General features: G+C 64.8%; 28 protein-coding genes. 14 read left to right on the top strand and 14 right to left on the bottom strand.

Annotation, left to right across the window (positions count from 1 at the left end; all coding sequences use genetic code 11):
* Positions 1-201: 201 nt before the first annotated feature.
* The 3 genes from AC1DEK_RS25880 to AC1DEK_RS25870 form a co-directional block, all read right to left on the bottom strand.
* Positions 202-870, bottom strand: coding sequence for a hypothetical protein (locus AC1DEK_RS25880; protein ID WP_478128173.1), 669 nt, complete (start codon positions 868-870; stop codon positions 202-204).
* A gap of 72 nt (positions 871-942) precedes the next feature.
* Positions 943-1,932 carry a response regulator gene (locus tag AC1DEK_RS25875; RefSeq protein ID WP_478128172.1) on the bottom strand — a complete coding sequence of 330 codons (990 nt, stop codon included), beginning with the start codon at positions 1,930-1,932 and terminating at the stop codon, positions 943-945.
* Positions 1,929-5,444: a hybrid sensor histidine kinase/response regulator gene (locus AC1DEK_RS25870; RefSeq protein ID WP_478128171.1), complete on the bottom strand. Its 3,516-nt coding sequence runs from the start codon at positions 5,442-5,444 to the stop codon at positions 1,929-1,931. The genes AC1DEK_RS25875 and AC1DEK_RS25870 overlap by 4 nt, the downstream gene beginning before the upstream one ends.
* A gap of 136 nt (positions 5,445-5,580) precedes the next feature.
* On the opposite strand from AC1DEK_RS25870, the gene AC1DEK_RS25865 reads away from it, so the two are divergent.
* The 4 genes from AC1DEK_RS25865 (at position 5,581) to ureC (ending at position 8,656) form a co-directional block, all read left to right on the top strand.
* Positions 5,581-5,883 carry an urease subunit gamma gene (locus AC1DEK_RS25865; protein WP_478128232.1) on the top strand — a complete coding sequence of 101 codons (303 nt, stop codon included), beginning with the start codon at positions 5,581-5,583 and terminating at the stop codon, positions 5,881-5,883.
* Positions 5,884-6,020: 137 nt separating this feature from the next.
* Positions 6,021-6,620, top strand: coding sequence for a HupE/UreJ family protein (locus tag AC1DEK_RS25860; RefSeq protein ID WP_478128170.1), 600 nt, complete (start codon positions 6,021-6,023; stop codon positions 6,618-6,620).
* A gap of 9 nt (positions 6,621-6,629) precedes the next feature.
* Positions 6,630-6,935 carry an urease subunit beta gene (locus tag AC1DEK_RS25855; protein ID WP_478128169.1) on the top strand — a complete coding sequence of 102 codons (306 nt, stop codon included), beginning with the start codon at positions 6,630-6,632 and terminating at the stop codon, positions 6,933-6,935.
* Between the two features lie 2 nt (positions 6,936-6,937).
* Entirely contained in the window at positions 6,938-8,656 is a 1,719-nt protein-coding gene (gene ureC / locus AC1DEK_RS25850; RefSeq protein WP_478128168.1) for an urease subunit alpha, read from the top strand.
* Positions 8,657-8,659: 3 nt separating this feature from the next.
* Here the strand turns inward: ureC and AC1DEK_RS25845 are convergent, their stop codons facing one another.
* Positions 8,660-9,064: a type II toxin-antitoxin system death-on-curing family toxin gene (locus tag AC1DEK_RS25845; protein WP_478128167.1), complete on the bottom strand. Its 405-nt coding sequence runs from the start codon at positions 9,062-9,064 to the stop codon at positions 8,660-8,662.
* The gene (locus AC1DEK_RS25840; RefSeq protein WP_478128166.1) at positions 9,061-9,288 is read right to left on the bottom strand and encodes an AbrB/MazE/SpoVT family DNA-binding domain-containing protein; all 228 of its coding nucleotides are present in this window, start codon (positions 9,286-9,288) and stop codon (positions 9,061-9,063) included. The genes AC1DEK_RS25845 and AC1DEK_RS25840 overlap by 4 nt, the downstream gene beginning before the upstream one ends.
* 71 nt (positions 9,289-9,359) lie before the next feature.
* On the opposite strand from AC1DEK_RS25840, the gene ureE reads away from it, so the two are divergent.
* The 3 genes from ureE to ureG are packed head-to-tail and all read left to right on the top strand — an operon-like array spanning position 9,360 to position 11,287.
* Positions 9,360-9,941 carry an urease accessory protein UreE gene (ureE, locus tag AC1DEK_RS25835; protein WP_478128165.1) on the top strand — a complete coding sequence of 194 codons (582 nt, stop codon included), beginning with the start codon at positions 9,360-9,362 and terminating at the stop codon, positions 9,939-9,941.
* Positions 9,941-10,630 carry an urease accessory protein UreF gene (locus tag AC1DEK_RS25830; protein WP_478128164.1) on the top strand — a complete coding sequence of 230 codons (690 nt, stop codon included), beginning with the start codon at positions 9,941-9,943 and terminating at the stop codon, positions 10,628-10,630. The genes ureE and AC1DEK_RS25830 overlap by 1 nt, the downstream gene beginning before the upstream one ends.
* 6 nt (positions 10,631-10,636) lie before the next feature.
* Positions 10,637-11,287, top strand: a complete 651-nt coding sequence (gene ureG / locus AC1DEK_RS25825) for an urease accessory protein UreG (protein WP_478128163.1) — start codon at positions 10,637-10,639, stop codon at positions 11,285-11,287.
* A 1-nt stretch (position 11,288) separates the two neighbouring features.
* Here ureG and AC1DEK_RS25820 read toward each other — a convergent pair whose 3' ends face one another.
* A complete protein-coding gene (locus AC1DEK_RS25820; RefSeq protein ID WP_478128162.1) occupies positions 11,289-11,789 on the bottom strand; it encodes a hypothetical protein in 501 nt (166 codons plus the stop codon).
* A gap of 173 nt (positions 11,790-11,962) precedes the next feature.
* On the opposite strand from AC1DEK_RS25820, the gene AC1DEK_RS25815 reads away from it, so the two are divergent.
* Entirely contained in the window at positions 11,963-12,220 is a 258-nt protein-coding gene (locus tag AC1DEK_RS25815; protein ID WP_478128161.1) for a hypothetical protein, read from the top strand.
* A 74-nt stretch (positions 12,221-12,294) separates the two neighbouring features.
* A complete protein-coding gene (locus AC1DEK_RS25810; RefSeq protein ID WP_478128160.1) occupies positions 12,295-14,547 on the top strand; it encodes a heavy metal translocating P-type ATPase in 2,253 nt (750 codons plus the stop codon).
* A 68-nt stretch (positions 14,548-14,615) separates the two neighbouring features.
* Here AC1DEK_RS25810 and AC1DEK_RS25805 read toward each other — a convergent pair whose 3' ends face one another.
* Positions 14,616-14,993, bottom strand: a complete 378-nt coding sequence (locus AC1DEK_RS25805; RefSeq protein ID WP_478128159.1) for an HU family DNA-binding protein — start codon at positions 14,991-14,993, stop codon at positions 14,616-14,618.
* Positions 14,994-15,113: 120 nt separating this feature from the next.
* Positions 15,114-15,416, bottom strand: coding sequence for a DUF4124 domain-containing protein (locus tag AC1DEK_RS25800; protein WP_478128158.1), 303 nt, complete (start codon positions 15,414-15,416; stop codon positions 15,114-15,116).
* A gap of 265 nt (positions 15,417-15,681) precedes the next feature.
* Between AC1DEK_RS25800 and AC1DEK_RS25795 the strand changes: the two genes are divergently transcribed.
* Both AC1DEK_RS25795 and AC1DEK_RS25790 read left to right on the top strand, forming a co-directional pair.
* Entirely contained in the window at positions 15,682-16,119 is a 438-nt protein-coding gene (locus tag AC1DEK_RS25795; RefSeq protein ID WP_478128157.1) for a DUF2844 domain-containing protein, read from the top strand.
* Entirely contained in the window at positions 16,103-17,428 is a 1,326-nt protein-coding gene (locus tag AC1DEK_RS25790; protein WP_478128156.1) for a DUF3443 domain-containing protein, read from the top strand. Before AC1DEK_RS25795 ends, AC1DEK_RS25790 begins: the two co-directional genes overlap by 17 nt.
* Here the strand turns inward: AC1DEK_RS25790 and AC1DEK_RS25785 are convergent.
* Positions 17,422-18,165, bottom strand: coding sequence for a Rossmann-fold NAD(P)-binding domain-containing protein (locus AC1DEK_RS25785; RefSeq protein ID WP_478128155.1), 744 nt, complete (start codon positions 18,163-18,165; stop codon positions 17,422-17,424). The genes AC1DEK_RS25790 and AC1DEK_RS25785 overlap by 7 nt on opposite strands.
* Positions 18,166-18,263: 98 nt before the next feature.
* Here AC1DEK_RS25785 and AC1DEK_RS25780 point away from each other — a divergent pair, with 98 nt between their 5' ends.
* From AC1DEK_RS25780 to AC1DEK_RS25770, 3 genes are all read left to right on the top strand, one after another.
* Positions 18,264-19,088, top strand: coding sequence for an alpha/beta fold hydrolase (locus tag AC1DEK_RS25780; RefSeq protein ID WP_478128231.1), 825 nt, complete (start codon positions 18,264-18,266; stop codon positions 19,086-19,088).
* Positions 19,089-19,206: 118 nt separating this feature from the next.
* Positions 19,207-21,069 carry an AMP-binding protein gene (locus tag AC1DEK_RS25775; RefSeq protein ID WP_478128154.1) on the top strand — a complete coding sequence of 621 codons (1,863 nt, stop codon included), beginning with the start codon at positions 19,207-19,209 and terminating at the stop codon, positions 21,067-21,069.
* A 172-nt stretch (positions 21,070-21,241) separates the two neighbouring features.
* On the top strand, positions 21,242-21,829 hold the full coding sequence (locus AC1DEK_RS25770) for a hypothetical protein (RefSeq protein WP_478128153.1): 588 nt from the start codon (positions 21,242-21,244) through the stop codon (positions 21,827-21,829).
* Positions 21,830-21,871: 42 nt separating this feature from the next.
* Here the strand turns inward: AC1DEK_RS25770 and AC1DEK_RS25765 are convergent, their stop codons facing one another.
* From AC1DEK_RS25765 to AC1DEK_RS25745, 5 genes are read right to left on the bottom strand one after another with little or no spacing between them, the layout of a single operon-like run.
* Positions 21,872-22,708 carry a transporter gene (locus tag AC1DEK_RS25765; RefSeq protein ID WP_478128152.1) on the bottom strand — a complete coding sequence of 279 codons (837 nt, stop codon included), beginning with the start codon at positions 22,706-22,708 and terminating at the stop codon, positions 21,872-21,874.
* A 46-nt stretch (positions 22,709-22,754) separates the two neighbouring features.
* A complete protein-coding gene (locus tag AC1DEK_RS25760; protein WP_478128151.1) occupies positions 22,755-23,564 on the bottom strand; it encodes a c-type cytochrome in 810 nt (269 codons plus the stop codon).
* Positions 23,561-25,180, bottom strand: coding sequence for a cbb3-type cytochrome c oxidase subunit I (locus tag AC1DEK_RS25755; RefSeq protein WP_478128150.1), 1,620 nt, complete (start codon positions 25,178-25,180; stop codon positions 23,561-23,563). The genes AC1DEK_RS25760 and AC1DEK_RS25755 overlap by 4 nt, the downstream gene beginning before the upstream one ends.
* Positions 25,170-25,730, bottom strand: a complete 561-nt coding sequence (locus AC1DEK_RS25750) for a cupredoxin domain-containing protein (RefSeq protein ID WP_478128149.1) — start codon at positions 25,728-25,730, stop codon at positions 25,170-25,172. The genes AC1DEK_RS25755 and AC1DEK_RS25750 overlap by 11 nt, the downstream gene beginning before the upstream one ends.
* Positions 25,723-25,950 carry a hypothetical protein gene (locus AC1DEK_RS25745; RefSeq protein ID WP_478128148.1) on the bottom strand — a complete coding sequence of 76 codons (228 nt, stop codon included), beginning with the start codon at positions 25,948-25,950 and terminating at the stop codon, positions 25,723-25,725. Before AC1DEK_RS25745 ends, AC1DEK_RS25750 begins: the two co-directional genes overlap by 8 nt.

Below are 25,950 nucleotides of genomic sequence, written 5' to 3'. Positions count from 1 at the left end.
AACCAGTGTGCAAGGAGGGGTCGGTTCGTGGCATGGCGCAGTGGGGCCTCACTCGTGCAAAACGTGAACTACATCACGGTCCGGTGAAGCGGGGATGACATCTGATCCGAGTCTGCATGGCCCTGGGCGCTTGCGCATCCGTCGTATGGATGATGCCCATTGGCGTAGGGCGCGCCTTGCGTGCCTGTCGAGCTCACGCGTTCAAAATCCCCGGAACTCCTGGTTCACGCCGATCACGTAGCCCCAGACCTTGTTTGTCCCGCTCCGGGAGCCACTCAGATCGACACTGAGCATCGGTGTGACGCTGTATCGCAGTCCAGCCCTCGAGGTCCAGATGTCGAACGCACGAAAGCGCTCGAAGATCAGGCTTGCCTTTCCGTTCAGGGCCCATTCGGCCTGAACGCCGCCGCGGCCGGTGCGCTTGCCGTTCACCGTGTCCCAGTCGGCTCCGAGGTTCGCGTGCAGCGACAGGCTCTCCAGCGCGCGCCAACTCACGGGAAACACAAGTTGGCCGCCCGTGTGCCCACCATGCGTCACGTCATAACTCAGGCCCGCCGATATCGCTGCTTCGAGGGGTACATCGGTCGCGTTGCCGAAGTAGGTCCATTTGAGCTGCGGGCCGACGACGTAGCCGTGCGCATCCAGCGCCGAATAGCGATCGATGTTCAGGCCCAGTTCGACCGGTCCGACGCGGCAGGCGGGGCCGACGTGGTAGTCCGTCGCTTCGGCCGCGCCGAATCGTCCGGCCCATAGCTCGTACTGGCACCGGCCGGGGTCCAGGGTGCCGGCGTCATCGACATCGAAATGGCCGCCGGCGTGCGCTGTCGCAGCAAGCATGAATGCAAGCAAAGGGAGAACGGCCCGAGTCATGGCGGCGCATTCTAGGAGCGCGAGATGCAAGCGCCGCGGCGACCCCGAGAAGCCGTTGTGCCCAATGCTGCTTCAGATCTCGAACTGCGGCTGCAATTCGCGGATGCGCTTCATCGCAACGCCTGCGGCCGCGGTGCGGGTCTCGACGCCCAGCTTGACGTACACGCGTTCGAGGTGCTTCTTGGCGGTCGCCGGACTGCTGCCGAGGATTTCGCCGATGTCCTTGTTGGTCTTGCCCTTGACCACCCAGTACAGCACTTCCGCCTCGCGCGCGGTGAGTTTCAGGCTCAGGCTCATGGCCTCGATCACCGAAGTGTCGGACTCCTCGCGCATGATGATGAGCCAGTCATCGCCGTCATCGTCATGGCCGGTTTGCTGATGCAGCCGCAAGTTGAGCCGCGCGGCGCCCTGTTCGATCGACAGCACCGGCGGTTCGATCTGCCGCTGTGCCGCGTCCGGGAGATGGCGCTGCAGCCATTCGAGGACGACCGGTGGCGTCATGGGCGCGCTGGTGCCGCAATAGCGCAGGAGCAGGTCGCGCGCGAGCGCGGTCTGCCAGATCAGCTTGCCGTCCGGCATGCGCACCGTGAAGCTTGCATAGCCGAAGGCGTCGAGGGCGTTGCGCGCCTGCCCGGCCTGCTGCGCTTCCTGCCGTGCGCGGCGCGCGCCCTGCAGATGCACGTTCATGCGGGCGAGCACTTCCTTGGGCTTGATCGGCTTGGTCACGTAGTCGACGCCGCCCGCCTCCAGCGCAGCGACCAGATGCTCGGTCTCGGTCAATCCCGTCATGAAGACGATCGGAATGTGCGCGGTCGCGGCGTCGGCCTTGAGCCTGCGCGCCACCTCGAAGCCGTCGATGCCGGGCATCATCGCGTCGAGCAGCACGATGTCGGGGCGGGCCTGCGCGGCACGTTGCAGCGCCTGCTCGCCGCTGGTGGCGACGAGCACCGTGTAGCCGGATTCGTCCAGCGCATCGTGCAGCACGGCAAGGTTGTCCGGCACGTCGTCGACGATGAGAACGAGATCGCTGTTGCCGGCGAACTCGCGTGCGGACATGCTCATGAAGTGCTCCCCGCCGGAAGAGCGCACATCTTTTCGAACTGGAACTGCCGCGCCAGCGCGCGTTGCGTGGCGGTCCATGCCGCGCATTCGGGCTGGGCCGCATCGATCTCGTCGAGCTGATTCATGATTCCGCGAAAGTAACCCAGGCTCACGGCTTCTTCGAGCGCGCGCAGCCTGTCTGGTGAAGGCATCGTGCCTGCTGCCACGCCTGGTGCGGACGGCGGTGCCGCGACGGCGTCGTCGGTCCAGCGCAGTTCGAGTCGCCGCTCCAGCCAGTCGAGCAGCTCGCTGTGGCGCACCGGCTTGACGAAGAAATCCTCCGGCGTGATGCCGACGTCGTTATCCAGGCGCTTGTCGAAGGCGTTGGCCGAGACGATGGCAACGGCCGCACCCGCGAGCCCCAGCGCACGCGAGCGGCGGATGGTTTCCCATCCATCGATGCCGGGCATGGCAAGGTCCACGAACATCGCGTCCGGGCGCCAGCCGGCCGCGATCAGGTCGAGCGCATCGTGCCCGCTCGCGGCGGTGCGCAGTTCAAAGCCCAGCGGCGCCCACACTTGCACAAGCAACTCGCGGTCGGCTTCCTCGTTGTCGACGAGCATCAACCGGCGTCGCCGGCCCTCGTAGCCACGCCTCGCGCGCGCTGCCGGCACACGGCGCAGGTGCTGCCCGGGGGGCAGAGCATGCACGTGCGGCAGAAAAAGGCGCAGCCGAAACACCGAGCCCACGCCTCGCGTGCTCTGCACCGTCATCTCTCCACCCATCAGGTCGACCAGCATCTTGGCGATCGTCAGGCCAAGACCCGCGCCGGGCGCCGCAGATCCCGCGGTGGTGCCGCGTGCAAACGGTTCGAAGATCCGGCCCAGCTCTTCGGTGGACATGCCCGCGCCTGTGTCTTCGATCTCGATGGCCGCGAACTCGCGTGCGTAGCGAAGCCGAAGCGTGACCTGCCCTGCTGTCGTGAACTTGATCGCATTGCCCAGCAGATTGATGAGGATCTGGCGCACGCGCTTTTCATCCGCGCGCACCAGTTCGGGCAAGGCGCCCGTGGGCTCGAAGCGAAACGCCAGGCCTTTCTCGAGCGCCTGCAGCTCGAACATGTCGGCCAATTCGCTCATCACGTCGGCGAACTGCATCGGCTTGGCATGCAACGTCAGCTTGCCGGCTTCGATGTGGGCAATGTCCAGCGTTCCCTCGATCAGCGACAGCAGATGCTCCCCGCCGCGCTTGATCACCGCCACCGCTTGCCTGCGATGCGGCGGCACCGCGGCGTCCTCCCCCATGAGCTGCGCGTAGCCCAGGATGCTGTTGAGCGGCGTGCGCAGTTCATGGCTGATGGCGCTGATGTAGCGGCTCTTGGCCTGGTTGGCCTGATCGGCAGACTGCTTGGCCGCTTGCAGGGCGCGATCGGTTTCGCGGTGAAGGTCGATCTCACGCACCAGCAGATGCGTCTGGCGGTTCGACTCCTCTTGCGCCACCTTGCGGCTCTGCTGCGCAAGCACGAGCCACCAGGCGACGATGCCTGCGATGAGCATCAGCGCCATGTACGCCTTGAAAAAACCCGAACGCAGCGACGCAAGCTCCAGGTCAAGCATTGCTCCGCTCACGGCACCTTCACTGAGAGCGCGGAGTTCCTGCTGATAGAGCACGCCAAACACCGCCGCGAGCAGAGGCACGACGATCAGCATCAACAGCAGGAAGTGCCCGAGCCCCGTGTCCAGATACGGCCAGACGCGGCGTGGCAGCAGCCATCGCAAGGCGCCCGACCATTGCGCCGAAAGGCTCGCCTGCGGCTTGCACAGGTCACCGCAGCGTGCATCGAGCGTGCAGCACAGGGAGCAAATAGGACCTTGATACGCCGGGCAATGCGCCATGTCCGGGCCTTCGTACTCGCGCTCGCAGATGACGCAGCGCTGCACGGAGAGGCGCCGATAGCTCCCCGCATCGGATTCGACCCGCGCCCATCGCACGACCGAGCGTCGCGCGGCCGGCTCGAACGGCGCTGCGCCGCCTTCGTCGGAAACGCGCGCGATGTAGTACTTGCCGCGCGTGGCCCAGGCGATGAGAGGCGACGTGACAAAAGCCGTGCCGAGCGCAATCAGCGCCGAGAACGCCTGCGCCAGCGGCCCGAACGCGCCCAGATGCGCAGTGATCGACACCACAGAAGCCAGCGCCATCGCGCCCACGCCGACCGGGTTGATATCCCACAGGTGCGCGCGCTTGAATTCGATGCCGGGCGGCGAGAGCCCGAGCGGCTTGTTGATGACCAGGTCGGCCACCACGGCCATCATCCACGCGATGGCGATATTGGCGTAAAGGCCGAGCACGTCGCCCAGCGCCTCGAACACGTTCATCTCCATGAGCATGAAGGCGATGAGCGCGTTGAACACCACCCAGACGACGCGGCCGGGGTGGCTGTGCGTGACGCGCGAGAAGAAGTTGCTCCATGCGAGCGAGCCGGCGTAGGCATTGGTGACGTTGATCTTGAGCTGCGAGATCACCACGAAGATGGCCGTCGCCAACACTGCCCAGCCGTAGTTCGGAAACACGTATTCGTACGCGGCAAGGTACATCTGGTTGGGATCGACGGCTCGCTCGGGCGGCACCATGTGGCTGATGGCGAGATATGCCAACAGCGCACCGCCGAGCATCTTCAGCACCCCGAGCACCACCCAGCCCGGCCCCCCGACCAGGACGCCGGCCCACCAACGCCGCCGGTTCGCCGCCGAGCGCGCCGGCATGAAGCGCAGATAGTCGGCCTGCTCCCCCATCTGCGTGATCAGTGCGATGCCGACAGTCAAGCCGGCACCGAACAGGTGCAAGTCGAAGCCGATCGACGATGACTTGACACCTACATAGTGCGCAATGCCTGAAAACGCACCAGGATTGCGCGCCAGCACATAACCGAACGGCACGACCAGCATCAGCAGCCAGATCGGCTGCGTCCAGACCTGCAAGCGGCTGATGGCGGAGATGCCATGCGTCACGAGCGGGATGACCACCAGCGCGCAAACGAGGTAGCCCCAGACGGGCGGCACGCCGAGCGCCAGTTCGAGCGCATAGGCCATGACCGCCGCTTCGAGCGCGAAGAATATGAAGGTGAACGATGCGTAGATCAGGGACGTGAGCGTCGAGCCGATGTAGCCGAAGCCGGCTCCGCGCGTGAGCAGGTCCATGTCGACGCCGTAGCGCGCCGCGTAGACGCTGATCGGCAGTCCGGCCAGAAAGATGATCAGACCGGTGCACAAGATGGCCCAGAAGGCGTTCACGAAGCCGTACTGCACCAGCAGGGTCGCGCCGACGGCCTCCAGGATCAGGAACGAGGCCGCACCGCCAAAAGCGGTGCTCGCCACGCGCCATTCGGCCATGCGCCGGAAGCGCTGCGGCGTGAAGCGCAGGGCGTAGTCTTCGAGCGTCTCGCTGGCAACCCAGCTGTTGTAGTCGCGCCTGACCTTGACGATGCGCTGCGGCGCTTCGGCGGCCGGAGCGGGGGGAACTGCGGAGGAGTGCACGCGAGGGCGGTGCAGCTTTCATGCCCGGCCGCAGTCGCGCCCATGGGGGCACGAAGGAGGCTCGAGGGAGGCACGACTGTTGCAAAGCATTCTGGATGCCCACAATGATTTGACCTGGCCGCCGAGCCCCGCACCCATGGAACTGACACCGCGCGAAAAAGACAAGCTGCTGATCTTCACCGCTGCGCTGCTGGCCGAACGTCGCCGCGCGCGAGGGCTGAAGCTCAACTACCCTGAAGCCGTCGCGCTGATTTCGGCGGCCGTCATGGAGGGCGCGCGCGATGGCAAGAGCGTGGCGTCGCTCATGAGCGAGGGGCGCTCGGTGCTCACTCGCTCGGATGTGATGGACGGGGTTGCGGAGATGATTCCGGACATTCAGGTGGAAGCCACATTCCCTGACGGCACCAAACTCGTCACGGTGCACCAACCGATCTTATGACTCGCCGATTTCATGTTGCTCGCCCCCAGGCTCGCGTACTTCGTGTCGCTCTCCACCCCCTGCCGGGGGCAACACCGGCGGCCCGGCTGAGCCGGTTCCGCGGTGTTTCTGGAATGAATAACAACTGAGGATTCTTTATGCGTCTTGCTCGTTTTGCACCTGTGCTTGCGTTGTTGACAACCCTGCCCCTCATCGCGCGTGCGCACACCGGCGTGGATGGGGGGCTTCACCATGGGTTGGTTAGCGGGTTTCTTCATCCGTTGACCGGCGCTGATCACTTGGCCGCAATGGTGGCGGTGGGGCTCTGGAGCGCGCTGACCGCGCGCCGTGCCTGGCCTGATCTGCTGTGGGCACCCTTGGGTTTCGCCGTGATGCTGCTGGCCGGCGCGCTGGCTGGTCTCGGCGGTCTGCAGCTGCCGGCGGTCGAGCCGATGATTGCTGCGTCGCTGCTGGTGATCGGCTTGGTGGTCGTCACGCAACAGCGTCTGCCCGCGTTGGCTGCAGCGATGCTCGTCGGGGTGTTCGCCATCTTTCACGGCGTCGCACACGGGCAGGAATTGGCGAGCGAATCCGGTGCCGCGCTGACGCTGGCTGGCATGCTCGCCGCGACCGTGCTGTTGCACATCGCCGGTATCGCCATTGGATGGTCGCTGCGCAACGGCCACCGGTGGCTGCCCCGTCTTGCGGGCGCCGCCGTGGCGGCATTCGGCGTCGCACTACTCGGCGGACTTGCTTGAGGCATTTCGATGATCCCCGGCGAACTCATCACTGACGAGGGCGAGCACGTCCTCAACCCCGGCCGCCGCACGCTGACGCTGGTGGTCCAGAACACGGCGGACCGGCCGATCCAGGTCGGATCGCACTATCACTTTGCTGAAACCAACGGCGCGCTGGGCTTCGACCGCGAAGCGGCGCGCGGAATGCGGCTGAACATCGCGTCGGGCACCGCCGTGCGCTTCGAGCCGGGACAGCAACGCACCGTCGAACTGGTCGACTTCTCAGGGGACCGCGTGATCTACGGCTTTCGCGGTCTCGTGCAAGGAAAGCTTTAAAAATGGCAACCATCGGGCGCCGCGCCTACGCAGAAATCTTCGGGCCCACGGTGGGCGACCGGATCCGTCTCGCCGACACGGACCTCGTGATCGAAGTCGAAGAGGACTACACGCTGCACGCCGGCGGCTACGGCGAGGAAGTCAAGTTCGGCGGCGGCAAGACCATTCGCGACGGCATGGCGCAAGGGCAGCGCACACGCGCCGAAGGCACCGTCGACACAGTCATGACGAATGCGCTCATCCTCGACCACTGGGGCATCGTCAAGGCAGACATCGGATTGAAGGACGGCCGCATCGTCGCCATCGGCAAGGCCGGCAATCCTGACGTGCAACCGGGCGTGGACATCGTCATCGGCGCGGGCACAGAGGTGATCAGCTGCGAGGGCAACATCGTCACCGCTGGCGGCATCGACAGCCACATCCACTTCATCTGTCCGCAGCAGATCGAGGAAGCGCTGAGTTCGGGCGTGACCACGATGCTCGGCGGCGGCACCGGTCCCGCGACGGGCACCTTCGCGACCACTGCGACGCCGGGTCCATGGCACATCGAGCGCATGCTCCAGGCTGCCGACGCCTTCCCGATGAACCTGGGTTTTCTTGGCAAGGGCAACGCGAGCTTGCCGGCGGCGCTGCACGAGCAGATCGATGCGGGCGTGATCGGGCTCAAGCTGCATGAGGACTGGGGCACGACGCCTGCCGCGATCAGCAACTGCCTCGACGTGGCCGATGCCACGGACACGCAGGTCGCGATCCACAGCGACACGCTCAACGAATCGGGATTCGTCGAAAACACCATCGCGGCGGTCAAGGGCCGCGCGATCTGCGCCTTTCATACCGAAGGCGCGGGCGGCGGCCATGCACCGGACATTCTTCGCGTGGTCGGAGAAGCCAACTTTCTCCCGTCGTCGACCAACCCGACGATGCCCTACACCGTGAACACGCTCGACGAGCACGTCGACATGCTCATGGTGTGCCATCACCTCGACCCCGGCATTGCCGAGGACCTCGCCTTTGCAGAAAGCCGCATCCGCAAGGAAACCATCGCGGCCGAGGACATCCTGCACGACATGGGTGCGATCAGCATGTTCAGCTCCGACAGCCAGGCGATGGGCCGCGTCGGCGAAGTCGTCATTCGCTGCTGGCAGACGGCGCACAAGATGAAGGCCCAACGAGGCAAGCTGCCCGAAGACCCTGCGCGCAGCGACAACTTCCGCGCCAAGCGATACATCGCCAAGTACACGATCAACCCCGCCATCGCGCATGGCATCGCGCATGAAGTCGGCAGCATCGAGATCGGCAAATGGGCCGATCTGGTGGTTTGGAAGCCGGCCTTCTTCGGCGTCAAACCTTTCACGATCCTCAAGGGCGGCACCATTGCCATGGCCGCGATGGGAGACCCGAATGCATCGATCCCCACGCCGCAGCCCGTGCACTATCGGCCGATGTTCGGCGCCTTCGGCGGATCGCTCGCCAAGGGTTCGCTGACCTTCGTCTCGCAAGCGGGACTCGCGGCGGACATCGGACGCCGCTACGGGCTTGCGAAAAACCTGAGCGCAGTGAAGAACATCCGCGGCATGCGCAAGCAGCACATGGTGCACAACGCGTTCACGCCAAAGATGGAGATCGACGCGCAGACCTATGCGGTTCGCGCGGATGGGCAGTTGCTGACTTGCGATCCCGCGGTCTCGCTGCCGATGACGCAGCGGTATTTTCTGTTCTGAATGTCAGGCCAAGCTCGTAAGGAGGCGCTCGCGAACCCATTGTGCAAGCGCCGTTTCATCCACTTGACCGGCAGCAAGGCCAAGCATCACGAGAACACAGTCCTCGTCGGACGCATTCAGTTCGCATCCGTTGAGGTCGAGAAAGAGCTCCAGAGCGATGAACGCCGTGCGTTTGTTGCCGTCGACGAATGGATGATTGCGGGCAATTGCAAACGCGTAGGCGGCTGCGAGCGTTGCGGCGTCGGGCGACTCATACAAAGCTCTGTGCTGAGGACGCCCCATGGCAGATGTGAGGAGCGCTTCATCGCGCAGTCCCCCCGGTCCACCATGTTCGACCAACTGCTCGTCATGCGCTGCAAGGATCATTCGCGTGCTCAGCCACGTCCACTGCTGATTGGCGGCCGTCACTTGGCCAACTCGCGCAGCACGTTGCGTCGCTTCTTCATGATTCGCCGCGCGGCTTCCATTTGGCGCTCGAACTCGTCGTCGTATGGCGAAAGATTGACTCCGCCATTCGTGGCCTGGGTGAGGTAAACCGTATCACCCTTGCCTAGGTTCATTTTTGCGAGAACATCCTTTGGCAGGATCACCCCGACGGAATTTCCGATCTGAGTCAACTTGAGAGCGGACATCGAATGCTCCGTAATTTCAACGTTATAACAAGCGTTATATTATCGCCAGCTCCATACGACCGCAAGCCACAATGCTCACCGCCAACAAACTCATGCCCCAGGGCGGCGGCCTCGCGCCTGTCCTGCTCAAGCGCGCCGCGACCGTCGAACTCGATTGGGACGTCCGCCAGAAAAGCCGCTTCGATACAAGCGATTCGCAAGGTCGGCAGATCGGCGTGTTCCTGCCGCGCGGCACGGCGGTGCGCGGGGGTGACGTTCTGGTTGCGGAAGACGGCTCGCTGATCAAGGTGATCGCCGCGCCGCAGCCGGTGCTGGTCATCACGCATTGCACCGAGCACGGCACGCCTTTCGACTTGCTGCGCGCCGCCTATCACCTCGGTAACCGCCATGTGCCGATCGAACTCAAGCCCGATCACCTGAAGATCGAGCCTGACCATGTGCTCGCCGGCATGCTGCGATCGATGCACTTGATCGTGCGAGAAGCCGAGGAAGCCTTCGAGCCCGAAGGCGGCGCCTATGGTTCGCACGGGCAAGGGCATTCAGGGCATTCGCATGGGCCGGCGCCGGTCGGGCCAGTGCTTCATCCGGATGCCTACGCAGGTTCTCACGATCACGATCATTCGCATGGCCATTCCCATGACCATTCGCACTGATGGATGACACGCCGGCGGCCCTGCCCGCTGCAAGCCTCCTCCAGCTGATCTGGCTGGCCTCGCCGGCGCTTCCCGTCGGCGGCTTCTCGTATTCCGAGGGGCTCGAAGCAGCCATCGAATGGGCCGGCATCGGCACCGAGCAAGCGGCCGCCGAATGGCTGGCTGACCAGTTGCACCTCAGCCTGGAGCGTGCCGACCTCACCGTGGTCGCCCAGGCGATCGGCGCATGGCGAAGTGGCGACTCTTCGCGCATCCGTTCGCTCAACGATTGGGTCTTTCATACGCGCGAGTCCGCAGAGTTCCTGCTGCAGACCGAGCAGATGGGCCGCTCTTTCGTCGAATGGCTGAAGCTGCATCACGCCGATGCAACTCAAGTCTTCGGCACCTTGCCAGCCAGCTACCCCGTCGCATTCGCCTTTGCGGCAAGTCGCACCCAAGCCTCGGTGCGCGACGCCTGTCTCGCTTTCGCCTTCGGTTGGGCAGAGAACATGGTCGCCGCCGCCGTCAAGGCTGTCCCCCTCGGCCAGAGCGCGGGGCAGCGCATGCTCGCCCGGCTCAGCGGCGAAATCCCCATGGCCGTCGCAAACGCGATGGCGCTGGAAGATGATGACCGGCAGGCTTTTTCGCCCATGCTTGCGGTGCTGTCGGCCCGCCACGAAACCCAGTACTCGCGCCTTTTCAGAAGCTGATTCCCCATGTCGTCCGCACTCCATCACATCGCCCATCGCACCAAGAAACTGCCGCCGCTTCGCGTGGGCATCGGCGGCCCCGTCGGCTCCGGCAAGACCACCCTGCTCGAGATGCTCTGCAAGGCGATGCGCGACAAGTACGACCTCATCGCCATCACCAACGACATCTACACCAAGGAAGACCAGCGCCTGCTGACGGTCGCGGGCGCGCTGCCGGCCGAACGCATCATGGGAGTCGAAACGGGCGGCTGCCCACACACCGCGATTCGCGAGGACGCATCGATCAATCTGGAAGCGATCGACCGGATGCTGGACCAGTTTCCGGATGCCGATGTGGTGTTCGTCGAATCCGGCGGAGACAACCTCGCCGCGACTTTCAGCCCCGAACTATCGGACCTCACGATCTACGTGATCGACGTGGCGGCCGGCGAGAAGATCCCTCGCAAGGGCGGCCCGGGCATCACCAAGAGCGACCTCTTCGTGATCAACAAGACCGATCTGGCGCCCTACGTCGGCGCCGACCTGGGCGTGATGGAAGCGGACACGAGGCGCATGCGCAAGCAGCGGCCCTTCGTGATGACGAACCTCAAGACGCACGCAGGCCTGGCCGAAGTCGTGTCGTTCATCGAGGATCGCGGCATGCTGAAGGACGCCTGATTCAAAGCTCGCTCGCGTCCTTGACCTGACGGGCCTTGTAGACGAGCCGCACGCTCGCGTGGTGCGAATCTCTCGTGCGTTGCGCATACACGTCCATGTCGCCTTGCACCCAGGCTGCATATGCGCTGCCCGGATCGTTCGAGCTGAGCTCAGGGCCATAGTTGCTGCGGCCCCAGGCGACGATGTCAGCGAAGGCGGCTGCCCCGAGATCGGGCGATGTGCCAGCGGGCGCCACCCATTCGACTCTGCGCAACTCGCCGCCCGCGAAGAAGAAGACCGGCTCGAAAAGCAAGCCCGCAACCTTTGCCGGCGCGGCATGCCATGTGCCGGCGAGCCCACCCGCTAGACGCTGCGGGCGCTGCACACGCTCCACGCCGGGCAGCGCCGCCCGAAGCTCCTCTGTCGACATCCCCAACCGAACGCCGGCCGGCAGCGCCTGTGCATGCAATGCGGTCGCGGCAGTGAGAAGGCTGAAGGCGAGCAGTGCGCGGATTGGCTTCATCTTGGTCGGGTGAGTCTTGTCGGTGGGAGGAGCCGGATTGTCGTCGGCATCGATTTGTCACGCGCGCCGTGAAATGGTCCGCAGATTGCTTGGGGTATACAACTTAGGACCTATATTTTGGGGTCTGCAATCGCAGGATACTGATTGAAACGAATCTGACGTTCGAGAACACCATGGCTTCCGAAGCAATCTTCATCCCAGCGGCTGGCACCGTTCAATTCGCCATCTACCCCGACGGCTACGACGGCGCGCGCATCATTGCGCGCATCGACGAAGAAGCGCTCCACACCCGCTTCCACGCGCCCGAAGGCGAGGATTCGGAACTGGTGCAGGCCTATACGCGAAACGCCGATTCGATCGATGCGCTGGCAACGGCACGCTATCGCGAGGATCCGACGACCGCCATCTGCCTGCACAGCAACGATTTTTGACTGGCGCTGGCCGCATGCCCACGTTCTGCTGGCGGTGTTGACCTTGCAGTGACTCGAAGGTTTCCAATGCCTGGATGGCAAGAACAATCTCGAAAGCGTCTACCGTCGGAGTGCCTCACTCGCACTCGCCCAACTCGCACCGTCCCCACGGGGACTGCTGTGCGGCGGAGCATGACGTCCATGCGCCAGCGCCGACAGGGCGCATCGGCGCCAACACGTACCGCATTCCGACGATGGATTGCAGCGCCGAGGAATCGGACATTCGCCGCGTCGTCGAACCGATCGCCGGCATCCGCGGGCTGCATTTCCAACTGAGCCAGCGAACGCTCAGGATCGACGGCGCGCCGGGCGCGATTCCACACGCATTGGCGGCGATCCGCAAGGCGGGCTACTCGCCCGAACTGCTCGCGCCCAAAGCACTATCAGACGCAAACGACGCATCACAGGACGACCACGGTGACGGCGGCGGCTACATGCGGCTCGTGGCGGCGCTCGGCTTTGCGCTCGTCGCCGAAGGCGTTTCTTACTTCGCGCCGGACACCGCGGCCTGGAAAGCGGCCGGCATGGTCGTCGCAGCAGTGGCCATCGGGCTGGCCGGCCTCGAAACCTATGCAAAGGGCCTGCAGGCGCTGCGGCACGCGAGGCTCAACATCAACGCGCTCATGTCGGTGGCCGTCACCGGCGCCTTCGTCATTGGTCAATGGCCGGAAGCGGCGATGGTGATGGCGCTCTACGCCATCGCCGAACTGATAGAGGCTCGCGCGGTGGACCGCGCACGAAACGCCATCAAGGGTCTCGTCGACCTTGCGCCGACCGATGCGGAGGTGCAGCAGGCGGATGGCAGCTGGAAGCGCATGCTCGCCAGCGAGATCGCGCTCGGCGCAGTCGCCAGGGTCAAGCCGGGCGAACGGGTGGCGCTGGACGGCATCGTGACGCGCGGCAGCAGTTCCATCAACCAGGCGCCCGTCACAGGCGAAAGCATTCCGGTCGACAAGGAGCCCGGCGATCCGGTGTTTGCGGGCACCGTCAACGAAAACGGCGAGATCGAATTCCGCGTGACTGCGGCCGCCAACGACACGACGCTGGCCCGCATCATCCACGCCGTCGAGGAAGCGCAGGGCTCGCGCGCGCCGACGCAGCGCTTCGTGGATCGCTTTGCGGCCATCTACACGCCGACGGTGTTCGTCCTTGCGCTGGCAGTCGCGGTGTTGCCGCCGGTCTTTCTGGGTTGGGAATGGCTGGCCGCGCTGTACAAGGCGCTGGTCCTGCTGGTCATCGCGTGCCCGTGCGCTCTGGTGATTTCGACGCCGGTCACGGTCGTGAGCGGCCTTGCCTCCGCAGCACGGCGCGGCATCCTGATCAAAGGCGGCACCTACCTCGAGAACGCACGCCGGCTCAAGGCCGTTGCGCTGGACAAGACCGGCACCATCACCGAAGGCAAGCCGCAGTTGGTCGCCTCCGCGCCATGGGGCAATGCGGACGAAGCCGACGTGTTTCAGCGCGCGAAGAGTCTGGCGGCTCGATCGGACCACCCAGTATCCAGAGCCATCGCTGAGGGGCTGGGGGGCACCATCACGGACGTCGAAGGATTCGGTGCGCTGCTCGGGCGCGGCGTCGAAGGCGTGATCGACGGCGAGCGTCTGGTGCTCGGCAATCACCGGCTGCTGCGCGAACGCGGCCAGACCGATCCGGCACTGGACGAAGCGCTGCTTGCGCACGAAGCCGAAGGACGCACGGTGACGCTTCTTGCCAGCGACCGCGGCGTGCTCGGCCTCTTCGCGGTGGCCGACACGGTGAAGGCGAGTTCCGTGCAAGCCATTGCGCAACTCAAGCGACTCGGCGTGGTGCCGGTGATGCTGACTGGCGACAACGAAGCCACGGCACAGTCGGTCGCGCGCGAAGCAGGCATTGACGATGCGCGCGGCGGGCTGTTGCCGCAAGACAAGCTCGACGCGATCGACGAAATGCGCAAGCGCTACGGATCCACCGCCATGACGGGAGACGGCATCAACGATGCCCCTGCCTTGGCGCGCGCCGACATCGGCTTTGCCATGGGAGCCGCGGGAACGGACACAGCCATGGAGGCGGCCGACGTCGTGATCATGAACGACGACCTCGGGCGTATCGCTGAAACCATTCGGCTGTCGCGCCGCACGCATGCCGTGCTGTGGCAGAACATCGGGTTGGCGCTCTCGATCAAGGCAGTGTTCTTCGCGCTGGCGATATTCGGCAGCGCAACCATGTGGATGGCGGTCTTCGCGGACATGGGCGCGAGCCTGCTGGTGGTCGGCAACGGCTTGCGTTTGCTTCGCAAGGCCGAGGCCTGAGGCGCCTGCGCACCTTCAAAAACAAAAACGGCCTCGAGAGAGGCCGTTTTTTTTTGCGCGAAGAAGAATTACTTCTTGGCGGCCTTCTTTGCAGGCGCTGCCTTCTTCGCAGGAGCAGCCTTCTTCGGAGCGGGCTTTGCAGCGGCCTTCTCGGCCTTGCGCTTGGCGGCCTTGGGATCGATGGCCGCCTTGAAAGCAGCGCCCGGCACGAACTTGGGCACCTTCTGTGCGGCGATCTTGATCTTCGCGCCGGCTTGCGGGTTGAAGCCGGTGCGAGCAGCGCGGGCCACTTGCTTGAAAGTGCCAAAGCCGATGAGTTGAACCGGATCACCCTTCTTCACTGCGGCGACGATGGAACCCGTCACTGTTTCCAGGATGCGGGCGGCTTCGGCCTTGCTGACGACGTGGGTGGAGGCGATCTTTTCGACCAGTTCGATACGGTTCACGAGTAAATTTCCTTAGGATTGATTTCGCCATGTTGCCGATGGCGGCGCAGCGTACATACAAGCTGCAAGCGGCGCGGAGTATAGGGCAGCGCGCCAGGCGCCCGGCCAAACCGGCAGCGGCTACCTCTCGGACGACCTTCTCGCGGAGCGCGAAGCCTGGTCGGCAATGAACGAATATTGCGCAGTCATGTCCCTGCCATGAGCAGTGCGCATTTCACCGGCAGCCACCTTGTCGGCACCCGAGCCGAGGGCGTTCGGGCGAAGCGCATCACCGGCAAACGCGGCACCGCATGGGCGATCGGAAAGCACCGTCTGTCCCCTGTCGTCCTTGCACCGATGGATTTCAGCGGACGCAGAGGCGGCTGCGGCTGCGATTGCAAGAACGACTGCAGCGCGGATGACGTGCGAAACCGAAGGAAGCATAGGTCGCTTTCAATTTGTTACGACGATGCTAACCGCAAGAAGGTACCCGTCCAGCGCTTGATCCAGGCAGGTGAACGAAGCGTGAAAAAAGGCGCACCGCGTCAGCCGCTCGCTGAAGGGAAAACACTTGTGTGACGCGCGCCACAGTGCCTCATATCCTACGTAGAGGGTCACACAGCGAGGGCCACAATATTTTCGTTCGCGAAAAGGGAGGGCTGACATGCCTGCGGTTCGAAAAGTTCGTGGCCTTCGTGGCTTGGGTGGGATGGCGCTTGTCCTCCTGCTGCCCACGTCGTTGCCGTTCAATGCGTTTGCCGCGCTCGGCGGCCCTGCTTCATCGGTGGCAGTCGACCAGACGCGCATGAAGGCCATGCGCCAAGTCAAGGCCGGCACCGCCTTCAGCATCCATGAAATCACCACGGACACCGGAACGGTGGTCCGCGAATACGTTTCTTCCGCCTCGGGACAAGTATTCGCGGTGACTTGGCAGGGTCCGTTCATGCCCGACCTCAAGCAGGTTCTGGGCGATCACTTCGCCACCTTCGTGGAGTCCACCGGGCAAGAACGCATCGGCCGCGGCCACGCGCTGGTGAGCCGACCCGAAGTCGTCATTCATTCGGGTGGCCACATGCGGTCCTTTACAGGAAAGGCCTATCTGCCCGGTCAATTGCCAGAGGGAGTGCGAATTGAAGACATCCGCTAGACAAAGCTTCGGCGTCCTCGTGCGCGCACGCCTCGCCTCCGCGGCCATCTTCTGCGCCCTCGTTGCCGCTGCTTGCGGCGGCGGGGGCGGCGGGGGTGGCGGAGTAGGTGCAGTCGGCAATGGCGTGATCGGATCCCCGAGTCCGCCGACCGGAGCGGCCGCGAACCCAGGGCCTTCAGATGGCAATGCAAGCGTCTCCGGATCGAACGTGGCGCCGATCATCCTCGATGCGGGGCCTCCCGGCGTGACGGGCATCGTCAACGTGCCCTTCGTCAGCGTCAGAGTGTGCGCCCCGGGCACCTCGTCTTGCCAGACCATCGACCATGTGATCCTGGATACCGGATCGACCGGCCTTCGCCTGATTGCCTCGGCCGTGACCAACCTATCGGCACTCCAGCAGCAATCCGACAGCTCGAACAATCCGATTGCCGAATGCGCGCAGTTCGTCAGCAGCTATTCGTGGGGCACGGTCAAGCTGGCCGATGTCAGCATCGCAGGCGCTACGGCCGCATCCTTGCCGGTGCAGATCATTGCCGACCCCGATCTCCCTGCTGCGCCTACCTCGTGCTCGAACGCCGGCTCGGCGAACAACACGGTCGCGAGCCTGGGCGGCAACGGCTTGCTCGGCGTGGGTTCGTTCCGGCAGGATTGCGGCGCCGCATGCGTCAGCAGGGCGATCTCCGGGACCTACTACGCGTGCCCGGACGGCAATGGGTGCTCGCCCACGTCCGTCCCGCTTGCCAAACAGGTGACCAATCCCGTGGCGCTTTTTCCATCGGACAACAACGGCGTGCTGATCCAGCTTCCGGCGATCGACCCACGGGGCGGCCAGAACGTGACGGGTTCACTGGTGCTGGGCATCGGCACGCGCAACAACAATGGATTGGGCAGCGCGCAGGCCTATGGCGTCGACAACTCGGGTGACTTCACGACCGTGTTCAACGGGCAGACCTACCCTCACAGCTTCATCGACAGCGGCTCGAATTTTCTTTTCTTCAACACCACTGCGCTGCCGAAATGTCCCAACCTGGGTGAGAGCGCCTTCTACTGCCCTCCCATGGAGCAAACGCTCTCGGCCGTCAACCAGGGGATCAACGGTACGAACGGCACGGTCAGCTTCACGGTCGCGAATGCCCACGCCTTGTTCACGGGCAACATTGGAGCGACGGCGTTCAACAACGTCGCCGGAAGCTTTCCTGGAGACCAGGGCTTCGATTGGGGTCTGCCCTTCTTCTTCGGGCGGAATGTGTTCTCGGCAATCGAGGGCGCACCAACGCCCGCCGGGCCGGGGCCGTACGTCGCTTATTGAGCCGACGCGCGCGCTCCCGGCGCGATCGTCGACGGCGCTGCATTGAGCGTCTCGATGGCAAACCCCGCGGCGGCCTTGTAGCGCGCCATGAAAGCCTCGCGCTCCGCGGCCGGAATCACTTCGTCGATGTCGTCGAAGACGCCGCCGCAGCGATCGTCGACCAGCCCCGTCATCACGTGCGCGGCGTCCCCCATGAGCACCACACGGCCGTCCACCCAGATGGGTACGGGGTCGCGGTCGATCATCGGGTACTCGAAGATTTCGTCGGCGCCGCGCAGCATCGCCGGCACGTCGAGCCAGCCGCAGTTCCAGCCGTCGAAATGATGCGCGAAGTCGTCCAGCGCCACCCGGCGGTTCCAGTCGCCCTGGGTCCATCCGTTGCGTTGACGGTGATCTCGGCGATCCAGTTGATGGTGGCAAGGCCCGTGCGCGGATCGGGCGGCGAGATCGGATAAAGCACTCCCTTCCGCTTCCAGGCGCCGGCCGTCCTGAGTTTCGACGAGCGCGGTCACACCGTGGTCATGGTTGCGATAGCCCGTGATCCGATGGCCGAGCCGCACAGCCTCCGGGCCGAGGCGCTCCAGCACGGCCTTGTACGACAGCATCTGAAGTTGCCCGCGGTGCAGCGAATACTGCGGCCACCGATAGCCGGCAAGCAGGCCGCGCGCTTCGGCGTAGATGTCATTGCCGTTGTCTGTCAACGAGTCAACCCGAAAGAGGGGGACTGGGGCTCCCATGGAACGGATGTTGCAGATGCCGATTGGGAGAACAATGCCTCCTGCCGCGACCGCGGCTTTCAACAACCCAGCAACCTCTGCAAGGAACCAGCATGTCCATGAGCTCCATCACCACCAAGGACGGCGTCGAGATTTTTTACAAGGACTGGGGCCAGGGCCAGCCGATCGTGTTCAGCCATGGATGGCCGCTTTCGTCGGACGACTGGGACGCGCAGATGATGTTCTTCCTGAAGAACGGCTATCGCGTCATCGCCCACGACCGCCGCGGCCACGGCCGCTCCAGCCAGGTCGACGGTGGCCACGACATGGACCACTACGCCGACGACCTCGCGGCCTTGACCACCCATCTCGATCTCAAGAACGCGGTGCATGTCGGCCACTCGACCGGCGGCGGCGAGGTGGTGCACTACCTCGCGCGACATGGCGAGAGTCGCGCTGCGAAGGCCGTGCTCATCAGCGCGGTGCCTCCGTTGATGATGAAGACCGAATCCAATCCGGGCGGGCTCCCCAAGCAGGTCTTCGACGACTTCCAGACACAAACGGCGACCAACCGGGCGCAGTTCTTCCACGACATCGCATCGGGCCCGTTCTATGGCTACAACCGGCCTGGTGCCAAGCCCGCGCCAGGCGTGATCCTCAATTGGTGGCGCCAGGGAATGATGGGCAGCGCCAAGGCGCACCATGACGGCATCGTCGCCTTCTCGCAAACGGACTTCACCGATGACCTGAAGAAGCTCACGCTGCCCGTCCTCGTGATGCACGGCGACGATGACCAGATCGTGCCCTATGAAGATTCGGCGCCGCTGTCGGCAAAGCTGCTGAAGAACGGCACGCTCAAGACATACAAGGGCTTTCCACACGGCATGCCGACCACCAACGCCGATGTGATCAACGCCGACCTGCTCGCCTTCGTGAAGGGCTGACAGCGCTCACCGCGTCCGGCCCGATCACCATACGGCCAATCGCGGGAAAGACCTCGTTGTTGCGACGGCGCAGAACGCGTACTGTCTTGCGCCTTTCATCCATACGAGGGAACTTGTCATGGCACTCCTGCCCGAGACCGGCGTTCGCAACCTCGAAGACCTGGAGCGCGTCGAGGCGGAAATGACACTCGATGCCCGGCTGCCGGAGCGCAGCGTGCTCGATGTCTTCATCGGTACCGCCGCTCGGCAGCCGGATCGCACGGCGCTCACGATGTTGATGACGGGGGCGCCCAACGAGCAGCCCCGCCGTGTCAGCTACGGTGAACTTCTGGGCCTGATCCGGCGGGCCGCCAACCTCTTCGCATTCCTGGCTGGTCCTCGGCCCGGCGTCGCCTACATGTTGCCCAGCCTGGTCGAGACCCACGCCACGCTCTGGGGCGCCGAAAGCGTGGGCTACGCGGTGCCGATCAACTTCCTGCTGCAACCCTCGCACATCGCCGGCTTGCTCAAGGCCTCCGGCGCACGCGTGCTGGTCGCGCTCGGTCCGCATCCGGCGCTGGACATCTGGCAGAAGGCCCTGGCCTTGCGCGACGAAGTGCCGGGACTGACGCTGGTGCGCGTGGCGCCGCCCGGCGTGCCACTCGAAGAAGGCGTGATCGACTTCCATGCGGCGCTGATGGAGCAGCCGGACGATCGACTCGTCTTCGGAGAGCCCGGCCGCGATGGCGATGTGGCGGCGTACTTTCACACGGGCGGGACCACGGGCGCACCCAAGCTGGTCGCACTCACGCACCGGAGCCAGCTGGTCGCGGCCCTGGGCGGCGCCATCCTCGGCGACATGCGACCGAGCGACACGCTCACGGCCACGCTGCCGCTGTTTCATGTCGGGGGCACCATCTTCTGCGGCCTGAGCGCCTTCATGGCGGGCATGGGGCTGCTGGTCATGTCGCCGAGCGGGCTGCGCAACCCGGCGATGGTCGAAGGCTTCTGGCGCCTGGCGAGCCAATACCGCGCCACTTTTGTAGGGGCCGTGCCGACTTCGGTGGGTGCTGTGCTGAACGTGCCGATCGCCGATGCCGACCTGAGCGCCGTACGCGCCGGCTTCTGCGGTGCCGCGTCGCTCCCGCCTGCCGTGGGTGAGCGATTCAGGCAGCTGATCGGCGTCGGGCTGTTCGAGGTCTACGGCATGACGGAGGCGTCGGGCCTGATCGCCATCGACCCCGTCGCCGGCAGCGGCGGCATCGGATCTGTCGGGCTGGCTCTGCCCTATACCCGCGTCGTCGTGCGGCGCCTGGAGGCGGGCGGCTGGCTGGGAGCGCCGTGCGAGACGGGCGAGGTCGGCGTGATCACCGCTTCCGGCGAACATGTGTCGCCGGGCTATCGCGATCCCGGGCACGACGCGGGCGTTTTCGAAGACCGCGCGCTCAACAGCGGCGACCTCGGCTACGCCGACGAGGAAGGCCGGATCCATATCGCGGGCCGCGCGAAAGACCTGATCATCCGAAGCGGCCACAACATCGATCCGCTGATGATCGAAAACGCCATGGCAGCCCACCCGGCGGTGATGTTGGCCGCCGCCGTCGGGATGCCCTGTGCCTACGCCGGCGAGCTGCCGGTCTGCTACGTGATGCTGCGTCCGGGAGCCAGCGTCACGGCGGACGAACTCAGCGAGCACGCCGAGCGCACCATCGGCGAGCGCCCGGCGTGGCCGAAGCAGATCCACGTCGTGGACGCCATCCCCCTGACCACCGTGGGAAAGATCTACAAGCCGCAGTTGCGCTGCGATGCGGCGGCACGTCTGGTGACGGATCTGATGCGGGAGCAGTTCGACCTGACCGGCGCGCAAGTGCGGGCCAGCGAAGGGGGGCGCCACGGCATGACGGTCACAGTCACCCTGCCTGCAGCCGCCGAAGAGTCAGTGCCGCGCGTCGAGCAGGCGCTGGCCGGATATCTGTTCGAGGCGCGCGTCCAGGTCGACTGAGCGCCTCCGGGCGCATTGCCGGTGCGCCACCACGTACGTGTCCATGCGTGGCCGTCAGGATGGCGCACGCCCGGCCAATGGTGAGAATCAACCGCCGGAGTGCAAGGGATCACTGCGCGCGATGCCGCATTCCGTCAACCCAGATCTTCCAGAAGTGAAAGGAAAACGTGAAATGAAAGCGACCCACTGCACACTGCTCGTATTGGCTTCTGCCCTGGCGTTCAGCGCACCCATCTCCGCACAGCAGAACACCCCGTCGGACAAACCCCACGTCCTGGACGTCCGCGACATCATGAAGTCGGTCACGGTGACCGCACAGGTGACCGCCATCGACCAGAAGAACCGCATCGTGACCATCAAGGGACCGGAAGGGAATGAATTTGCGGTCATGGTCGACCCGAGGGTGAGGAACCTGGCGCAGGTCAAGGTCGGCGACACGGTGGACATCACGTACATCCGTTCGGTGGCGCTCGACTTCCAGAAGGGCGACGGTATTCGCATGGCCACGCAGACCGTGGCTGCCGATCGCGCAGCGGTGGGCCAGCTCCCCGGCGCAGCCGCGATGAAGCAGACGACCATGGTCTCGAACATCTGGGCGGTCAATCAGTCCAAGGGCACCGTGATGGTTCGCGGCCCGTTCGGGCACTTCACCGAAGTGACGCTGAAGGATCCCGCCATGCTCGACGGCGTGAAGGTCGGCGACCAGATGAAGATGACCATCACGCAGGCGCTCGCGACCTCGGTAGTCCGGAAGGGCTGACCAGTCTCGAGAAGGAGCGGTGCGCACCGCTCCTTTCGCCGATCACTTCGGGAACATGAACTGCGCTTGAACCCGGATCTGCCAGTTGGCGCCGTTGTCGGGCCTTACCACGTTGTAGTAAGCCGAAAGCTGCGTGTTCACCGGCAGCTTGCCCAGGTGGAATATCTTGCCGATGCCGCCCCCGAGCGGCACCGTCCACCGCTGGCTGCCGGTCGCATTCCAGTCGGCGGTGATGATGGGCGCAGTCGTCAGATAGAGCCCACCCTTGAAGTTGTAGTTGATGAAGGGCTGCAGCAGCAAGTTGTTGTAGGAGCCGCCCTTGCCGCTGCTGCTGACCGACCAGATGTTGTTGAACAGCGCGCCATAGACCCATGGGCTGCCATGGTCGAGATGCAGCACCACGGCCGAAGGCCCGAGCCCCCAGTTGTTGTTGCCCAGCTCCGAATTGCTGTTGGTCGGAATCTGCACCACCGGCCCCGCACCCCAGATCCACTTGCCCGGATTGGCCGGAGAGAGAAACGCAGTCATCACCACATCACCCACGCCATTGAGGCTCGGCGTACCGGGGCCCAGCGATGGCATGGAGATCACCGGCAAGATCGTCCGCGTGATGATGTTCCAGTCCTTGTTGACCGAAATAGGAATGACGGGCTGGATATTGAGGATGTTCTGCGTTCCTTTCTCCGGCCCGAAGTTGAGATTGGTGTTGTTCTGGAACGGCAGGCTGATCAGGTTGCCGACCGGGTTCTGCGCGAGCTTCGCGAGTTCTTCAGCGCTCATTTCCGCGCGCGCCGACTGGCTCGCGAACAGCATCGCGGCCATGCCGGAGATGGCGAGTGCCTTGGCGGGACTGCCGCAGTTGTCACGGGAAATGCGCATGTCGATTCCTCCAGTCATGTTGATCGGTTCACTCTCACTGGCCTTTTCATTTGTCCACGCCTGCATAGTGCGCGGCCAGTGAATTGATTTCCTGGGGCGTAAGGCTGCGGGCGATGCTTCGCATCTGCGCGCTGATGTCGTTGTGCCGCCGTCCGCCCGCAAGTGCTTGCAGTTGAGCTTCGAGATAGGCGCGTTGCTGCCCATGCAGCGGAGGCGCTGCGGTGGTGAACCCCAGCGGGCCATGGCAGGCGGCGCAAGCGACGATGCCGCGCATCGGATCACCGAACTCGATCAGCCGCAGGGTTGCATCGCCGGGGCGTGGCGTATCCGGCGTCCGCGCGACCGCATGCGGCAACGACGCGTAATGCGCCGCGAGATCTCGCATGTCGTCATCGCTCAAGGGAGCGGCATAGGGGCCCATCACTGCTGCCGCCCGCATTCCGCTCTTGAAGTCCTGCAGCTGTTTGTAGATCGATGCGGCGCTCTGCCCCGCCAGGTTGGGAAAGATGGCGTCGTCGCTCACGCCTGCTTGCCCATGGCAGGCATTGCACGATGCGGCCGCCAGCACGGCGCCATGACTTGCATTGCCGCTTGCCAGCAACTGCCGCGTGGCCGCGGTCCATGCAACCTCGGAAGCAGGTTTGCCTGTCACTGCGGCGCCGCTCTGCACGTCGCGCGTCGGCAACCCGACCGCACTGCAGATGGCATCCCACCAACCGGGCGAGTTGCGGCCGGCCTGCACGGTGGGCATCCATACGAAGCCGACCAGTGCCGCCGCAACAAAGAGCGCCGCCGTCGCGCCGATCCACACCGCAAAGCGGTGGTCTCGCGAAGGAGCTGCGCTGCCGGGGTTCATCGGGGTCCGACAGGGTACGGTGCCACGCCGCTGTGCTGCATGAGCAGTGCCTGCGCCAGCGGAAAGCCGTAGTTGGTGATCGTCAACGCCGCCACGAGCAGCATCCAGATGCCGAAGCCGTTCAGGGACGCGGGCAGTCGGCGCGGCGGGTTGAGCGCGAGCGAGAACAGCAGGGGGGTCTGCGCGGCGCTGGCAGGCCTCCTGTGCGATGCCAGGAGCGTAACGATGAGCAGCAGTGTCGAAAACACGAGAACGAAGCCGCCGATGGCCGATATCGCGACCCAGATGGCTTGCGGCGCCAGCGCCGGGTCCGAATAGTCGTAGTAGGACATGCGCCGCGGCTGTCCCATGATGCCGACCACATGCCACGGCAGCGTCACGATCAGCATGCCGGCAAACCAGGTCCACAGTTGCACAAGCATGAGCCTCGTCGGCAAGCTGCGCCCTGTCAGTCGCGGCCAGAGCTCATAGGCAATCGCGAAGTACATGATGACCACGGCTCCGCCGAAGATCAGGTGGAAATGCGCCGTGACGAACTGCGTGTTGTGCACCGTCGCGTTCATCGCATAGCTCATGTTGATGAGCCCGCCCGCGCCGCCCAGCCCCAGCATCAAAAGGGACAGGCCGGATGCCAGCACCAGTGGCCGATCCCACGGCAGTGCCGCCACCCACCCGAACACGCCCCGCCCGCCACGCAGGCGTCCTGCAATCTCCAGCGATGCGCAGATGGTGAAGATCGTGAGCAGCGTCGGCACGGCGACCATGCCGGTGAACACCGCATGCAGGAACTTGAATCCCGCGCCGATCTGCGGATCCACGAAGAGGTGATGCAGCCCGATCGGCATCGAGAAGACAAGCAACTGCAGGAAGGCGATGCGGCCCATCAGGTCGCTGTAGAGCCGCCCGCCCGCCGCCTGCGGCAGCAGGACGTAGAAGGCGATGTATGCGGGCATCAGCCAGAAATAGACGATGGCATGCAGCGTCCATGAAAAGAGAATCCGCGCCAGGCCGGGGTCCATCGACGCTGTCCAGCCGAATGCGTTCGGCAGGATGATGAAGATGATCTCCGAACCCACTCCCAGCGACGTCCATGCCCAGAGCAATGCGGCAGCTGTCGTGGCAAACATTGCCAGCGGAACCGGCAGCCCGGGATGGTCGCGCTTCCAGCGCCTGAAATGCGAAACCATGAGGCCGACCCAGATCCACGAGCCCGCGACCGCCGTCAGTACGCCGAGGTAATACCAGGCGCTTCCGAGCAGCGGCGGATAGAAGGTGTAGAGCACCGTCGCCCTGCCCGCTGCCACCGTGGCAAGCGCAACCACTGCGCCGCCGATCACGAGCCACAGCGATGCCCACGCGAGGCGAATGCCGTGCATCGGACGCCCGAGCGACACCGCGCACACGGCATAGCCGAAGCCCATCGCGATCAGCGTCGGAAAGATGTAGGCCAGCGTGCTGCCGTGTGCAGTGACAGCGGCGTAGTAGCGCTCCGGATCGACCCACCGATGCAGCGGGCTGCGCACCAGCATCTGCCATGCACCGAGCGGAATCGCGAGCCCCAGGGCTGCGAACGCCGCCCAGAGGTGGGCAAGGACGAGCCTGTTGCTACCCTGCACAGGAGGCCCTCCCCTGGCCGCCGTGCAGGCGCTCGAACTCGAGCCTGTCGAGCACCTTCACGCGGGCCCACATGCCTTCGTGTCCCACGCTGCAGTACTCATGGCACGGCATGACGTGCTCGCCGGGCCTGTCGAAACGGGTCCGGACCTCGGCGACATAGCCGGGCACCACCATCGTGTTGACGTTGGTGCCCGCGATCAGGAAGCCGTGCACCACGTCCGGACTGGTCACCCTGAAGGTGACCGGCGTGTCGGTCGGCACCACGATGCAACCCGGCACGAAGGAGTATTGCTGCGCGACGATCCGCACCACGGCCGATCGGTCGGGCCGGATGGCCGTGCCCAGGTTGCCTTCGACGAACTCGCCGGAAAGATGCAGCGTGCCGGGCTCGATCGTCTCCACGTTCGATGGGGCCACGGCGGTCCAGTGCAGGCCGCTGTAGATCATGACGGTCACCACCAGCGCCACGACCACGGCGACTACCTGCGCCCATCTGCGCTCGGACGCATCGGTCACGCCTGCAAGAAGGTTTTCGCCAGGATCAGCCAACGCTGCCTCGCGGCGCAAAGACAAAGAAGAAAAAGGCAAACCACAGCGCGAGCAGGATGAACACCGCCAACCCGGCGACCGCGAACGCACCGCGCGGGCCGGCATCGCCGATCTTGGCGAGCTCGCGCTCGGTGCCGAAGAAGGCGACGTTCTCCCTCAAGGACGAAGCGGAGATGTAATCGCTGCGGTCGATGGGGTCCAAGGGGTCCAGGGGGTGCAT

This window comes from Variovorax sp. 10N420, from assembly GCF_056394705.1.
Note: the sequence above shows the minus strand (reverse complement) of the source record. Positions and strands in the feature narration are given on the sequence as shown.